General features: G+C 72.7%; 11 protein-coding genes and 1 pseudogene. 4 read left to right on the top strand and 8 right to left on the bottom strand.

All coding sequences use genetic code 11. The annotated features are described in order from the left end of the window. The first annotated feature begins 570 nt into the window (after nucleotides 1-570). On the top strand, nucleotides 571-1506 hold the full coding sequence (locus tag ACGH2B_RS29315) for an ETX/MTX2 family pore-forming toxin (RefSeq protein ID WP_399096465.1): 936 nt from the start codon (nucleotides 571-573) through the stop codon (nucleotides 1504-1506). A 201-nt stretch (nucleotides 1507-1707) separates the two neighbouring features. Here the strand turns inward: ACGH2B_RS29315 and ACGH2B_RS29310 are convergent. Beyond that, nucleotides 1708-1788 (bottom strand): annotated as a pseudogene (locus ACGH2B_RS29310) (RidA family protein); the annotation flags it as partial. A gap of 743 nt (nucleotides 1789-2531) precedes the next feature. On the opposite strand from ACGH2B_RS29310, the gene ACGH2B_RS29305 reads away from it, so the two are divergent. The 3 genes from ACGH2B_RS29305 to ACGH2B_RS29295 all read left to right on the top strand — a co-directional run bounded on the left by ACGH2B_RS29305 (nucleotide 2532) and on the right by ACGH2B_RS29295 (nucleotide 6028). Next, the gene (locus ACGH2B_RS29305) at nucleotides 2532-3989 is read left to right on the top strand and encodes a DHA2 family efflux MFS transporter permease subunit (RefSeq protein ID WP_399096462.1); all 1458 of its coding nucleotides are present in this window, start codon (nucleotides 2532-2534) and stop codon (nucleotides 3987-3989) included. Nucleotides 3990-4259: 270 nt separating this feature from the next. Further along, nucleotides 4260-5174: a VOC family protein gene (locus ACGH2B_RS29300; RefSeq protein WP_399096460.1), complete on the top strand. Its 915-nt coding sequence runs from the start codon at nucleotides 4260-4262 to the stop codon at nucleotides 5172-5174. A 53-nt stretch (nucleotides 5175-5227) separates the two neighbouring features. Further along, nucleotides 5228-6028, top strand: a complete 801-nt coding sequence (locus tag ACGH2B_RS29295) for an SDR family oxidoreductase (protein ID WP_399096457.1) — start codon at nucleotides 5228-5230, stop codon at nucleotides 6026-6028. A 77-nt stretch (nucleotides 6029-6105) separates the two neighbouring features. Here ACGH2B_RS29295 and mdlC read toward each other — a convergent pair whose 3' ends face one another. The 7 genes from mdlC to ACGH2B_RS29260 are packed head-to-tail and all read right to left on the bottom strand — an operon-like array spanning nucleotide 6106 to nucleotide 13541. Then, a complete protein-coding gene (gene mdlC, locus ACGH2B_RS29290; RefSeq protein WP_399096454.1) occupies nucleotides 6106-7686 on the bottom strand; it encodes a benzoylformate decarboxylase in 1581 nt (526 codons plus the stop codon). Then, nucleotides 7683-10067, bottom strand: coding sequence for a xanthine dehydrogenase family protein molybdopterin-binding subunit (locus ACGH2B_RS29285; protein ID WP_399096451.1), 2385 nt, complete (start codon nucleotides 10065-10067; stop codon nucleotides 7683-7685). Before ACGH2B_RS29285 ends, mdlC begins: the two co-directional genes overlap by 4 nt. After that, nucleotides 10064-10528 carry a (2Fe-2S)-binding protein gene (locus ACGH2B_RS29280; RefSeq protein ID WP_399096448.1) on the bottom strand — a complete coding sequence of 155 codons (465 nt, stop codon included), beginning with the start codon at nucleotides 10526-10528 and terminating at the stop codon, nucleotides 10064-10066. Before ACGH2B_RS29280 ends, ACGH2B_RS29285 begins: the two co-directional genes overlap by 4 nt. Beyond that, entirely contained in the window at nucleotides 10525-11385 is an 861-nt protein-coding gene (locus ACGH2B_RS29275) for an FAD binding domain-containing protein (RefSeq protein WP_399096445.1), read from the bottom strand. The genes ACGH2B_RS29280 and ACGH2B_RS29275 overlap by 4 nt, the downstream gene beginning before the upstream one ends. Next, complete coding sequence (locus ACGH2B_RS29270) at nucleotides 11382-11636, bottom strand: hypothetical protein (protein WP_399096442.1); 255 nt, start codon at nucleotides 11634-11636, stop codon at nucleotides 11382-11384. Before ACGH2B_RS29270 ends, ACGH2B_RS29275 begins: the two co-directional genes overlap by 4 nt. Next, the gene (locus ACGH2B_RS29265; RefSeq protein ID WP_399096439.1) at nucleotides 11611-12198 is read right to left on the bottom strand and encodes an aromatic-ring-hydroxylating dioxygenase subunit beta; all 588 of its coding nucleotides are present in this window, start codon (nucleotides 12196-12198) and stop codon (nucleotides 11611-11613) included. Before ACGH2B_RS29265 ends, ACGH2B_RS29270 begins: the two co-directional genes overlap by 26 nt. Further along, nucleotides 12195-13541, bottom strand: coding sequence for a Rieske 2Fe-2S domain-containing protein (locus tag ACGH2B_RS29260; protein ID WP_399096436.1), 1347 nt, complete (start codon nucleotides 13539-13541; stop codon nucleotides 12195-12197). Before ACGH2B_RS29260 ends, ACGH2B_RS29265 begins: the two co-directional genes overlap by 4 nt. Nucleotides 13542-14139 lie beyond the last annotated feature (598 nt).

The following is a 14139-nucleotide window of genomic DNA, read 5'->3' as shown; positions in this document are numbered from 1 at the left end:
CGATACGGCGAAGTCCCGCGTAGTTTGTCAGGCCGGTGTGCATGTTTGGTGCGCATCAGGCTGCGGAGTGGTCTCGGCACGACGGGTCCCGCGCCGCGCTCCGCATGCGCCCAGGCGGATGAACAGCGCCGTCGTGCCCCTCACCTTCCACGAACCCCGCAACGGGGCGCCCGGCCTTCGGGGTCTGCATGACCGTCTCCCCTCGCCTGAGCGATCCCGTAACTGCGCCTCACCGTGCCGTCCACGGCGACGGTCACGCAGATCTCACGGCCGGGGCTGCGTCCTGTCGGAACTCAAGCCCTGACCAAAGCATTCCGCATCGAGGAATCAAGCCGACGACCGAGAAAACCTGCTCCCCCACCATGGGCGTGAAAATACTTCCCTTCGATTCGATCGGGTGAATTCTTCACGGCAAGGGGTACGGCAGCCGCACCAGCGTGCAGGGATACTCCCGGGCGCCGGCTTTACGAGCCCATGCTGCCCTCCGCACGTCACTTCACGCTCAGGCGCCATGTCGGCGAAGCTCACTTCTTCCGGTGAACGGAACAGCTCCTGAAGGACGGGCGCCCGATGCGTGTCGCCGGCCCGGCTGATGATCGAGAAGAAAGGATCACCGTAATGGTTTACTCGCTCCAGGAGATCACAAATGCGTGGGGGAACTGGATGGCCACCGAAAAGTACCCGGAATCCGGAGGCTATGACTACACGGCAAGCACCAACTACGACTCCCAGTCGAGCCTCAGCGCTTACCATCAATACCAGGTGACGCAGAAATTCCTGGAAATCGAATACGATCCCGACGCGAAGCCGGCGCCAGGGGAGCTCCACACCAACGACATCACCTACAGGAACCAGACGGACGCAGCCCAGACGGTCAGGTACAACTACACCTCAAAAACCGCGAAAGCCTTCTCGATGACAACTTCCAAAACCCTCAAAACGGGTGTGGAGCTCTCTACCGAGGTGGAAATCCCTGGAGTTGCCAAGGTCGGCGCAAAATTCACCATGAATCTCGAACTCACCAAATCCGAGACCACCACGAAAACCGAAGAGCAGACCTGGAGCGTAGACGTCCCAGTCGTCGTCCCTAAACAGTCGCAAGTGCATACATGGATGACCATCAACACGGCAAGCTACGACGTGAGTTACACCGCGTCCGCGCAACTGGAAAATTATGTCGCCATCTGGTTCAAAAATAAGGTGAGCCTCGGGCACGACGGGAATAACCATTGGCTATGGTTCGTGCCCATTGAATGGGTTTTTTCGGACTGCGTGAACAACAGCATCATCGATACGGCCGGCTACTACGTGAACTCGTCGGGCGTCGTGGCTCAGGCTTCCGGCGTATTCAGCGGTGGGCAGGGCGTGAGCGTAGTGGTGGACAGTAAGCAATCCCCGCTGAAGGCCCCGGAGAGAGCCGGCGCAGAGGTGGAAGTGTTGAAGGTCGGCCCCAGAACGCGGCATACAAAAGACGGCAAGTTCCCTCTCGGCGTGAATGTCGAGTAGCCGAACCGCAGCGTCGAGGACGAACTGACACCGTCATGGGCGCTGCACCTCGCCATGCCGATGAGCGCTCCCAGGCGCCCATCGGCGCTGGCCTTGTTTTCAGAGCTCCGGATCAGGAGCGTGGCACCCAGCTCCATCGACGTGGCCGCGGGCGGGGCGGACGCTTCGGGCAGGAGATGGTTGCGCGAGGGGGTGGAAGCCGGCGGGCGCCGTGGCCGCGTAGGCGTACTCGGCGACGTCGGACAGGGCGGCGGAACGGATCAGAGTGATGGCACGAGCCACGGTTGTCGGGTCCGTCCCCTCGGGTTCGGAGCGCGCACATCCTGCCAACGCCCCGTCGGCGCGCGCCCGCCCTTTTCCCGCCGCCTCTCGGCGACGCCCTTTTTCTGGTTGCCGCCCGTGGGCCGGATGAGCACCAACTGACCCCGGAACCCGTCGAGAACCACTGCTCCGGCCGACCCACGTGGCACCGCCGCGTCGTGGCACCAGGGCGGCAGGTCGCAGGCTTTCGGCCGTGAGACCCACGAGCGACGCAATGCCGTCGAGCGGGGCGTCAACCGCTTCGAAGTGCGACGCGGAGTCGTACATGTCAGGTGTCGGCCTGAGTGGCGCGAGGAGCACCGGCGGTGGCCGCGAGGGTGGCAACGGGCCGCTTCGGCCCGCGGTCGGCTACCGTAGAGGCGTGTCTACGCCCCGAGTTTCCTAGCTGCGGACCCGCTTTCACGCCACAAGTGTGTCTGTTTCGCCTCTCGGAGCGTTTCCTCGTGATGACTCTTCACGTCGGGCCACGCGCGGCCATGTGCCGGCCGAAGCCCCCCTCTTCCTGTTGCCCGGACGCCGTTGCGGCGCCGCGCGGGCGGCCGGTCGTCCGTAGCTGACCACCGGCGTCCTCCGGCCGAACCCGTTCGACGGTTCCGTCCTCCACCGGCGGGGGCCTGCGGGCCGCCCCGCCCCTGCGGCACGACCGCGCACCGCGGACGTGCCGTCATTCCACCGATCTCTGCGACATTCCGAAGGGCACGACGTTGTCCGTCACCACATCCGCCCCGCCCCGGTCGGCTCCGGCCGGGCGCCGGCGCACCATCACGCTGATCATCGTGCTGCTGGCCGCTTTCATGGACCTGCTGGACGCGACGATCGCCAATATCGCGCTGCCGACCATCCGCACCGAACTGCACGCCTCCGCCGCCCAGATCGAATGGGTGCTCGCCGGATACACGCTGGCCTTCGCCCTGGGGGTCATCACCGGTGCCCGGCTGGGCGACCTCTACGGCTACAAGCGCGTCTTCCTCATCGGCATGGCCGGGTTCACGGCCGCCTCCGCGCTGTGCGGCGCCGCCCCCACGGCCGGGCTGCTGGTCGCCGCCCGCGTGCTCCAGGGACTGTTCGGGGCGGCGATGATCCCGCAGGTCCTCTCCCAGATCCAACTGCTGTACGCGCCGCACGAACGCGGTCGGGCCATGGCCGCGTTCTCGTCCCTCTCCAGCCTCGCCGCCGCCCTCGGCCCCATCCTGGGCGCCCTGTTGCTGGAGTCGGGTTGGCCGGGACTCGGCTGGCGCGCGGTCTTCCTGATCAATGTCCCGGTCGGCGTCGTGGCGGTGTTCGCCGCCTGGCGCGTCCTGCCCGAGGCCCGCGCCACCACGCGGCCCCGCCTCGACCTGCCGGGTGTCGCGCTCTCCGGGATCGGGCTGCTGCTCGTGCTCTACCCGCTGACGCTCGCCAGCGACCGCGGCACCTGGCCCGCGTGGAGCTACGCGGCGTTCGCCGCCGGCGTGCTCGTCCTGGCCCTCTTCCACCGCACTCAGCGCACGCTCTCTGCCGCGGACCGGTCGCCGCTGGTGGAGGTCTCGCTGCTGCGTATCCCTTCGGTCGGCGGCGGACTGCTGGTCGAGTTCCTGATCTTCCTGCCGATGATGGGATTCTTCTTCACCCTGCTCCAACTCCTGCAGGCCGGGCTGGGGTTCACCCCGCTGACGGTCGGTGTGCTGATGCTGGCCTGGCCGATCGCCAACGCGGGCTTCGCCACTCTCGGTGCCACCGTCCTCATGCCGCGCATCGGCCGCGGGACCGTACAGACCGGCCTCGTCGTCATGGCCGCGGGGCTGGGCGTCCTCGGCGTCACCGCGCACGCGGCCACCCCTGACACCCCGTGGGCGGCGTTCGTACCCGGTGTGTTCGTCGCCGGTTCCGGCGCGGGTCTGGCCGTGGCGCCGCTGGCCCAGCTCACCCTTCAGGACGTCCCCGAGCGGCATGTGGGCAGCGGGTCCGGGCTGTTCAACACGGTCATCCAGGTCGCCGCCTCCCTCGGCGTCGCCCTCTTCGGGACCCTCTACTTCCACCCGCAGCCCGACCGCACCCACCAACTCGCCCGGGACGCGGGACCGGCGTTCGCCACCACCATGTGGATCAGCGTCGCGCTGCTCGCCGTCACCTTCGCGCTGAGCTACCTGCTCCCGTCCCGGAGCCGGTCGGCGGAGAGCTGACCCCCGGTCCGGACGACAGGGAGGCGGTGGCCGCGGCCACCGCCTCCCGCGTTTTCCGGCGCCCCGGTCCCGGCCACGATGCGCCGGCCCCCGTGCGTGCCCCGGCGAAGTGCCGGTACCAGTAATTACGGTGCCGAAAGGAGGCCCGCGCGCCCTGTTTCCAAAAGGCGGGGCCGCACACAGAAGGGCCGAATCAGATGTTCCTTTCCCCCGGGGCGCCGGTACTCTCATATCGAAACCACCCGAGACAAGTCTGGGGGCGCATTTGCGATGATCACCCATGTCCGGAGTGTGGCACTCGGCGTACCCGACCTGGGCGCCGCCCGGGAATTCTTTGAGAAACACTGGCAGTTGGATCTCGTCGGCACCGATGCGGACCGGGTATTCCTCGGAGCTGGTTGCCAGGACGACCACGTCCTGCGGCTGCGGGCCACCGCCGCGCCGCGGGTGGATCTGCTGTGTCTGGCCGCGACCGACGAGCGCGCCGTGGACGAGATCGCCGAGCGGGTGGCCGCCCACCCGCGAGGCCGTCTCCTCACCACGCCCGCCACCTGCGACGACGCGGGTGGCGGCTACCGTTTCCGGTGCCTCGACTGCGAGGGCCGTACCGTCGAGGTGGCCTGCGGGGCGGCGGTGCGGGCGTTCCGGCCCGTCGAGGCGGGCGAGGGCAGGCCGACCGGCATCAGCCATGTGGTGCTCAATTCGGCCGATATGCCGGCCGCCCTGGCGTTCTACCGCTCCGTTTTCGGCCTCCAGGTCACCGACTGGGTGGAGGACATCATGGTATTCCTCCGCTCCGGCCCGGCCCACCATATTCTCGCTTTCACCCGCGCCCCGCATGTGTCGCTGAACCACGTCGCCTTCGAATTGCGCGGCATCGATGAATTCATGCGGGCGACCGGCACCATGACGAAAAAGGGCTATGCGCCGCTGTGGGGTCCTGGACGGCACGGAGTCGGGATGAACACCTTCACCTATTTCCAGGAGCCCAGTTCCCGGTTCGTGGCCGAATACACGACGGGAATGCAGCGGATCGACCCGGACCACACATGGACGCCCCGCGTCTACCCCGCCAACGCCCAGACCAGCGACACCTGGGGCGTGGCGTCGCCCCGTGACGACGCGGTCTCGGCGAGCCTGCGCGGCTGCCCGGACACCGGTCTGTGGCAGCCGCCGCCGGTGTGACCGGGCGGGGAGCGGCCGAACGGTGTACGCGACGAGCGGAGGGAGAGGGCGAATTGGCAACGGGTGAAGACGGACGGACGGAGCGGCACGGCGGCCCGGGGGCGGAAGGGGGGCCCGTCGCCGTGGTGACGGGCGGCGCGTCCGGCATCGGGCGCGCCGTGGTGGCCGATCTGGCGGCGCACGGCTACCGCGTCGTGGTGCTCGACCGCGGCGCCCCCGAGGAACCGGCCGGTGACCGGGTGCGGTGGGTGGCCGGTGACGTACGCGACCCCGAGGCGAACGACTCGGTGGTGAAGGTCGCCCTGTCCCGCTTCGGGCGGCTGGACCTCTTCGTCGGCAACGCCGGGGTGCACGACGGCGGGGCCGGGGTGCGCGACCTCGACGGCGCCGCGCTCTCCGCGCTCGCCGGGCACGTCCTGGACGTCAACGTGGTCGGCTATCTGCTCGGCGCGCGGGCCGCCGCCGGACCGCTCACCGACAGCGGGGGCGCGATGGTCTTCACCCTCTCCGACGCGTCCTTCCTCGTCCGTGGCAACGGCGCGGGCCTGGCGTACGCCGCCGCCAAGCACGCGGCGCTCGGGGTGGTGCGCCACCTGGCCGCCGACCTCGCGCCCGCGGTGCGGGTCAACGCGGTGGCCCCGGGCGGCGTCGTGACCGGGCTGCGGACCGTGGACGGCCGCCCCGTCTTCGCCGACGCCGGTGACATCGGCGCCAAGGTACGGGAGTTCAACCCGCTGGGCGTGATGTTGAGTGCCGAGCGGATCGCGCCGCTCTACCGCTTCCTGGCTTCCTCCGAGGCGGCGGGGATGACCGGCGAGGTGCTGCGGCCCGACGGCGGACTGGCCGTGCGGTAGGGCGTGTCCGGGAAGTCCCGCCCGCCTCGTCCTCCGGGCGGACGGCGGGACTTCCCGGACACCCCCCGGGCCACCGCTCACTCCTCGACCACCACGTCGAGCAGGTAGGGGCCGGTGGCGGTCAGGGCGGTGCGCAGCGCGGGGACGAGGTCGCCGGGGGCCTCGACCCGCGCGGCGGCGCACCCCTGGCCGGTGGCGAGGGCGACGAAGTCCAGCCCGCCGAGGTCCGTGCCGACCGGCCTCGCCATGCCGAACCGCTCGGCGAAGGCGTCCACCGTGGCGTAGCGGCGGTTGTTCACCACGACGACGGTGAGGGGCAGGCGCAGCCGGGCGGCCGACCAGAGGGCCTGAACGGCGTACATGGCGGAGCCGTCACCGATCACGGCGAGCACGCGGGTGCCGGGACGGCCCAGCGCCTGGCCGACCGCCGCGGGGAGACCGTGGCCGAGCGCGCCGCTGGCTGTCGTGTAGAAGCTCTCCGGGCCCGGGTTGGGCAGGTGCGCGCACATCAGCGGACGTGTCCCGGGGGCCTCCTCCACCAGGACGCAGCCGTCGGGGCGCTCCCCGGCGAGGGCGTGCACCAGGTGGGCCTGGGTGATGCCGGTCGCGGAGGGCGTGGGCGGCGCGGCGCGGCGGCGGGCGGGCGGCGGGGTGCGCGGTGTCCGGGGCGGGTGGCCGCCGAGGGTGCGCAGCGCCGGGGCCAGTCCGGTGAGGACGGCCGTGCCGCCGGGGCACCAGGCCGCCTGCTCGGGGTCGTCGGTGAGAAGGCAGAGTTCCGCGCCGGGCGGGAGGTGCGGGCCGCTGCCGGCGACGTGGTAGGTGAAGACCGGCGCGCCCACCGACAGGACCAGGTCGTGGCCCGCCAGGGTGCGCACGATCTCCTCGCGCACCGGTGGCAGGAAGCCGGCGAACAGCGGGTGCTCCTCGGGGAAGGCGCAGCGGTGGGACATCGGCTCCGCCCAGACCGGCGCACGGTGCGCCTCGGCCAGCGCCACGAGATCGGGCACGGCCCCCTCGCGGTCGACCCCGGCGCCCGCGATCAGCACGGGCGACTGGGCCCGCGCCAAGGTCTCGCCGACGGTGGCGAGCAGTGCGGGGTCCGCGGCCACGGTGGTGCTGACCCGCCGTGGCGTGACGGGTTCGGCGGGGCGGTCCCAGTCGTCGGTGGGGACGGAGACGAGCACCGGTCCGGCCGGCGGGGCGGTGGCGAGGTACCGGGCGCGGGCGAGGGCCGCCGGGACGTCCTCGGCGCGGGCGGGCTCGCGGCTGAGCTTGACGTACGGGCGGGGCAGGGTGACCGCGTCCTCCGACAGCAGGTAGGGGTGGCCCTCCAGGAGCGAGCGGGCCTGCTGGCCGGCGACGACCACCAGCGGCGTCCGGTTGCGGCGGGCGGTGAACAGTGCGCCCATCGCGTGCCCGACCCCGGCCGCCGAGTGCAGGTTGACCAGCGCGGGGCGGTGGGTGGCCTGGGCGTATCCGTCGGCCATCGCCACCACCACCGACTCCTGGAGTCCGAGGACGTAGCGGAAGTCGGCGGGGAAGTCGCGGAGCATGGGCAACTCCAGCGACCCGGGGTTGCCGAAGACGGTGGTCATGCCCTCGGCGCGCAGCAGGTCGAAGACCGCCTGCCGCACCGTCGTCCCGTGTGTGCCGTTCATCGGATACCGCCTTCCGCGGTGAGGCCCGCCGCCCGCAGCGCCGCACGTACGCGCGGCGGGGTGAGCGGGAGCGAGGTGAGGGTGTGGGCGATCTCGGGGACCGCGGCGGCGAGCGCGCAGGCGACCGCCGCGGGCGGCAGGAGGGTGCCGCCCTCGCCGAGTCCCTTGAAGCCACCGGGGATCACCGTGCTGGGGGTCGAGGTGTGTTCGATGACGAACTCCTCCGGGATGTCCGGGGCCGCGGGCAGGGTGTACTCGCGCAGCGACCGGGTGGTGGGGAGGCCGTCGGCGTCCACGGTGGCCTCTTCGGTGAGCGCCTGGCCCAGCCCCTGGGCGATGCCGCCGGCGATCTGTCCGTGTGCGATCAGCGGGTTGACCAGGACGCCGCTGTCGTGCACGGCCCAGTAGCCGGTGACGGTGGTGCGGCCGGTGCCGAGGTCGACCGCGACCTCGGCGGCATGCGCGCCGTGGGCGAAGGTGAGCTGCGGCGGGTCGAAGTCCACCGACTCCTCCAGCCGGATCGGGTCGGTGGGCCGGCGCCGCCCCCAGCCCCGGTAGCCGCGGTGGGCGACCTCGCGCCAGGCGATGCGGGCGCCTTCGGGGGTGTGGAAGACGGCGTCGGGTGAGGACGGGGCGGCGGTGGCCGCGATCCGTGTGCGGACCCGTTCGGGTTCGGTGTCCAGGAAGGCGGCGGCGAGCCGTCGCATCCGGTCGGCGAGTCGTCGCGCGGCGGTGATCAGCGCGCCGCCCGCGAGTGTCAGCGCCCGGCTCGCCTGGGCGGACAGGTCGGAGTGCGGGGCGGTGTCGGTGTCGCCGAGTTCGACGCGTACCCAGTCCAGCGGGATGCCCAGCCCCTCCGCGGCGATCTGCGCCAGGCTCGTCTCGATGCCCTGGCCGACGGCGATCACGCCCGCGTACACGGTGACGGTCCCGTCGTGGTTGATCCGCAGCCGTACCCCCTCCCAGCCGCTCCACGCGATGCCGAACGCCTCCAGCAGGGCGGTGGGCGCGAAGGCGCCGATCTCCACCGCGGCGACGACGGCGGTGCCCCGGCGCACCCATGGCTCGTCCGGTGGGCGCGGCCGGTCGGCGAGGGCGGCGGCGCGGCGCAGGGCGGCGGCGTAGTCGCCGCTGTCGTAGGTGAGTCCGGTGTGGGTGGTGTACGGCAGCTCCTCGGGGCGGAGCAGGTTACGCAGGCGCAACTCCGTTGCGGGCAGGCCGAGTTCGCGGGCCGCTTCGTCGATGAGGCGTTCGCGGAGGAAGGCCGCCTCCTGCATGCCGTACCCGCGGAAGGCGCCGGTCGGGACGCGGGTGGTGTGGACGCCGGTGACGGTGGCCGCGGCGGCGTCCGCACGGTACGGGCCCTGGAGCGTCAGGCCGGTCACCTGCGCCGGGCCGCTGCCCGCCTGGGTGGCGTACGCGCCGAGGTCGGCGAGGACATCGGCGTCGAAGGCGAGAAACCGGCCGTCCGCGGCGACGGCGAGACGGGCGGTGGCCTGCTGGCCGCGTCCCTGGTAGGCGGCGGTGAAGTTCTCCGCGCGTGACTCCGTCCAGCGCACCGGGGCGCCCAGGGCGAGAGCCGCCGCGCAGACCATGGCCTCGTCCGGGTGGAGCAGGACCTTGCCGCCGAACGAACCGCCCACGTCGGGCGCGATGACGCGCACCCGGTCCGCGCGCAGCCCCAGCACGGCGCAGAGGTCCTGCCGCATCGCGTGCGGGGACTGGGTGGAGGCGTGGACGGTGAGCAGTCCGGTGCCCACGTCGTACGCGGCGAGCACACCGCGCGGCTCCAGCGGGGTGTGGTGGAGCCGCGGCAGGGTGAACGCGCGTTCCACGACCACCGCCGCCCGGGAGAACGCGGCGGCCAGTTCCTCGGGCGGGGAGCCGAAGCGGATGCGCCCGGCCTCGTTGCCCGTCGTGCCGGGTACGACGGGCGCGGCGCCTTCGGCGAGCGCGTCGGTGACGGTGGCGACCGGCGGCAGCGGCCGGAGACCGAGCCGTACGGCCTCGGCCAGGTCCGCTGCCGCGGTCGGGGTGTCCGCGACGACGACGCCCAGCGGCTGCCCGGCGTAGCGGGCGGTGCGGACGGCGACGGGGATGGTGTCCTCGGGCCGGCCGGGCAGCCGCCAGGCCGTGGGGATCGCAGCGGTGCGGGTCGCGAGGTCGTCGGGGCCGAGGATCAGGGCGCAGCGCGGGTCGCGGCGGGCGGCGGTGGCGTCGAAGCCGGTGATCTCGGCGTGCGCGAGCGGGCTGCGGACGAGTGCGGCGTGCAGCATGCCGTCGGCGCGCAGGTCGGCGAGGAAGCGGCCGTGGCCGCGGACGAGCCGGTCGTGGTGGCGGGGCGGCACGGGCTCGCCGATGTGGCGGTGGGCGACGGTCACCGGTCACCCTCCGGTTCGGCGGCGGCCTTGCGCCAGGCCGTGCGGATGCCCTCGTAGCCGGTGCAGCGGCACAGGTGCCCGGCGAGGACGTCGCGTTCGCCGCCGCCGTGGCGGGCGGCGTGGGCCATCCGCACCAGCAGTCCGGGGGTGCAGAAACCGCATTGCAGGCCGTGTTCCTCGACGAGGGCGCGCTGGGCACGGGCCGGGCGGTCGCCGTCCGCGACGCCCTCGACGGTGTCGACCTCCCGGCCGTCGGCCTGCACCGCGAGCACCAGACAGGAGCAGACCGGCTCGCCGTCGAGCAGGACGACGCAGGCTCCGCAGTCGCCGGTGCCGCAGCCGACATGGGTGCCGGTCAGCCGCAGTGCGGTGCGCAGATGGTCGGCCAGTGTGGTGTGGTGCGGGGCGTCCGCGGTGCGGACGGTGCCGTTGACGCGCATCGTGATCCTCCGGACGTTCACCGGGCCGCCCCTTCCGTGTGGGCCGTGAGGGCCCGCAGCAGCAGGACGCCGGCCACCTCCGCGCGGTACGCGCCGTCCGGGGGGCCCGGGTGCCCGGTCGCCTCCGCGACGAGGGAGGCGATCAGGCCCGGGTGCGGTCCGGCGACGGGACGGCCCGTCAGGCGGGCCTCGACGCCGGGCAGCCGGACGGGGACGTGGCCGCATCCGGTGACCACCACGCGTGCGGCCCGCACGCGCCCGTCGCCGCTCCGCAGCCCCAGGCACACACCGGCGACCGGATAGCCGGTGTCGCCGCGCGCGCACAGCTCGTGGAACTCGTGGGTGAGCCCCGTGGCGCGGGGGAAGGTGATCTCGGTCGCCACCTCGTCCGGGGCGCGGACCGTGGTGTGGGCGCCGGTGGCGAAGCGGTCGGCGGGGACCGACCGGGTGCCGCGCGGCGATCGCAGCACCACCTCGGCGCCGAGCGCGACGGCGACGGCGGGCAGTTCCGCGGCCGGCGCCGCGTGGCACAGGGAACCGCCCAGCGTGGCGCGGCGGCGGATGTGCGGATGGGCCACCGCGGCGGCGGCCCGGCCCAGTACGGGCAGCGCCGCGGCCAGTTCCGCGTGCCGCTCCAGGGTGCGCAGGGTGGTCATCGCGCCGATCCTGACGCGGTCGGGGCCGACGGTGATCCGGGCGAGGCCGGGCACCCCGGTCAGGTCCACGACGACGTCGGGGCGGATCTGACGTTCCATGAGCAGCGGGACGAGGCTCTGCCCGCCCGCCAGCGGTGTCGCCGTCCGGCCGGGGGCGGCCAGCGCGCGCAGGGCGCCACCGAGGGTGGCCGGTGCGATGTGCTCGAAGGCGACGGCCGTCATCCGCGCACCTCCCGCTGCACGGCGGCGCGCACCAGCGCGGTGGCGGCCGACGGCGTCAGGGCGCACAGCGCGTCCAGGACGGTGGCGTCGAGCAGGGTGCTCAGGCCGGTGCGTTCGGACACCAGCCGCAGCCGCCGTCCGTTGCCGGTCGGGTGCAGCAGGACGGCGACCGACGCCGACTCGCCGGACACCCGGCACAGCAGCGCGTCCTCGCGGCGGCCGGGATCAGAAGATGACGGAGAGCTGTTCATGGGTGGCGACCTCCACGTCGATCAGGACGCGCCTGCGCAGCAGCGTCCGGCGCCCGCGGCTCTCCCGGAGGAGGTCCTGGCGCGCGGCGGTGACGAGTACCGGGTGCTCGACGCCCCGGGCGCCGGTGACCAGCAGATTGGCGTCGGCCCGGACGACTTCGGGTACGGGCGTGCCGAACACCCGTACCGGGCCGAGGAAGTGCCGGGTGGTGACGGCGGGCCGGTCCGACCACGCCTGGAGGAGCCCGGTCCGCCCGAGCTTCAGCTCCAGCACCCGTTTGGTGGCCTCGAACAGCACGGCCGAGCCGCTGTGCCGGGGCAGCTCGGGGTCCTCCCGTAGCAGCGGTACGGGGATCTCGTAGCGGAAGGCGGGGTCGAGCAGGTCCAGCCAGCGCCGGTGCTCGCCCTCGTCCAGCGCGGCGCACTCCTCGGTGAGGAGGGCGGTGATCTCCGCGTCGAGGGCGGCGAGGCGGGGGCCGCGGTCGGGGAACGGGCCGTCCGCGAGGTCCTCCGGGCGCGGGGCGGGCCGCTCCGGGCGGCGCGGGTGCCGCGGTCCGGTCACGGCAGCTCCCCCATCAGCTTTGACCAACGCCGGTAGAAGGCACGCTGGTTGTGTTCGCTGAGGGTGCCGGTCTCGGCCCGGCCCGGTCCGGGGAAGCCGGGCGTGCGGATGGTGCGGCCGGTGCCCAGGGTCAGGTCCACGGGGCCCGCGCGGTCCGGTGCCGAGCGGGCGAGGGCGGCGTCGATACGGGCGAAGTTCTCGAAGTCGTCCATCTCGAAGAGGATGCCGCCCGCGGACTGGGTACGGGCCTGGAAGCGGTAGGAGCGGCGGCGCCATGCCGCGTCCATGGCGGTGGGCACCAGCGTCCAGTACAGGCATTCGGTCTCGCGGGCGCTGACCGGCACATGGGAGCGGACCACGAGGTAGCGGGTGAGCGGGTCGTCGTCGGCGCCGACGGCGCGGTCGTGGGCGACGCTGAGGAAGACGGTGTTGGGGAACACCACGCCGTGTGCGACCTCGCAGTGCGAGGTGAACCGCACCTGCTCCGGGGTTTGCGCGGCGGCCAGTTCCGCCCAGCGTTCCGGCGGGTAGCCGGGGAACTGCGGGGCGGCCGGATCGCGGTCGTCGAGGGAGCGCCCGTCCTCGACGACGTAGCCGGCGCGCACGCTGTGGCCGCCCGCGGTGGCGATGTTGACGGCGACGAGGTCGGTGCCGGCCCGCCCGCGCGTGCCGTCGGCGAGGGTGTCTCCGTAGATGCCCTGGTCGAGCGCTATCCGGTGGGTGGTGCGCATGTGGTAGCCGTCGCCGGCGAAGTTGTCCGTGGGGATCTTCCAGTTGCCCCGGGTGCGCACCCGCTGCGGCGGGCCGCACACCTCCCACTCCCCCGCCCCGCAGTCGAGGAGGGCGTCGAGGTACCAGGCGATCTCGCCGAGGTACTCCTCCAGTTCGGGGGCGCGCGCGTCCCAGGTGGCGAAGAGGAAGCCGCGCCGGGAGACCACGCGTGCGGCGGGCAGGTCGTGGGCGGCGCGGTCGAAGCCCGGTGGATAGGCCGACCGGAGCGCGGGAACTCCTGCCAGGCGGCCGTCATTGGCGAAGGTCCACCCGTGATAACTGCACCGCAGATGCGCGGTGTTGCCCAGGCTCGCGCGGCACAACCGGGTGCCGCGATGGGTGCAGGAATTGTGCAGCGCGCGGACCGTGCCGTCTTCCCCGCGGATGACGACGACTTCGTCCCGGCCGAGTGTGCGCACGATGTAGTCGCCCGGCTCGCGCACCTCTCCGGCGAATCCGAGAAGTTGCCAGGACGGCTTGAATACGCGCTCCCACTCGATATCGAGAACGTCACTGTCGATAAATGCGCGACGCCCGACCGAGGTTACTGAATCAGCTACTGGTGACAACACACGTCCCTTTCCGCCGGAGAATGCGAGGACAGACCTGACCGCACCATGTACACCAGGACCGGCCGTACCGGAAAAACGCGGAGCACGACCGTGTCGTGCGGACGGCGCGCGCCCGCGGACCTGCCGGGCGACAACGTCGGAAAATGCGGCCGGACCGGCGACCGGGTCCCGCCAGACCCGGAAATGCCGTGCGGCGGCCGTCCGGCCCCGAAGGGCGCCGCGCTCTGGGGCGCGCACCGCTTCCCGCGGGCCGGTGACGCTTCCACGCTAGGCGTGGCGATCCCGGCACGCAAGGCCCTCTGCCGCCGCGCCGCAAGGCGTACCGGCAGCGCGCAGGACACCCGCGCCGCCCCGTGCCGGCGGCGGCGGACGACCTCGCGTACCGCCCCGAACACTGCCCCGCCGCCCGCGCGGAAACAACGGCGCCTTGGTGATGCGGCCGGAAAGTGACGCCCCGTCATCCGGACAGAAAACCGGGCGGCCCGGTGGCAATATCCGGTCCCCGCGCCCCGTGATCGGCGCGCCCGGAGAAACTTTCCCGATGCGGCGCGGCGCGGCCCTATCGGCGTCTCCGTCGCATTCCGTCCCGTCCTCGGCA

The sequence above is a fragment of the Streptomyces sp. BBFR2 genome (genome assembly GCF_044497305.1).
In the GTDB taxonomy this organism is placed as follows: Bacteria; Actinomycetota; Actinomycetes; order Streptomycetales; family Streptomycetaceae; genus Streptomyces.
This window is presented reverse-complemented; position numbering and strand designations above follow the sequence as displayed.

Excerpts from the sequence above, each read along its gene's own strand:
- ACGH2B_RS29270 (WP_399096442.1), bottom strand. The coding sequence starts at position 11,636 with ATGAACAGCTCTCCGTCATCTTCTGATCCCGGCCGCCGCGAGGACGCG.
- mdlC (WP_399096454.1), bottom strand. The coding sequence starts at position 7,686 with ATGAACGGCACACACGGGACGACGGTGCGGCAGGCGGTCTTCGACCTG.
- ACGH2B_RS29315 (WP_399096465.1), top strand. The coding sequence starts at position 571 with ATGCGTGTCGCCGGCCCGGCTGATGATCGAGAAGAAAGGATCACCGTA.
- ACGH2B_RS29275 (WP_399096445.1), bottom strand. The coding sequence starts at position 11,385 with ATGACGGCCGTCGCCTTCGAGCACATCGCACCGGCCACCCTCGGTGGC.
- ACGH2B_RS29300 (WP_399096460.1), top strand. The coding sequence starts at position 4,260 with ATGATCACCCATGTCCGGAGTGTGGCACTCGGCGTACCCGACCTGGGC.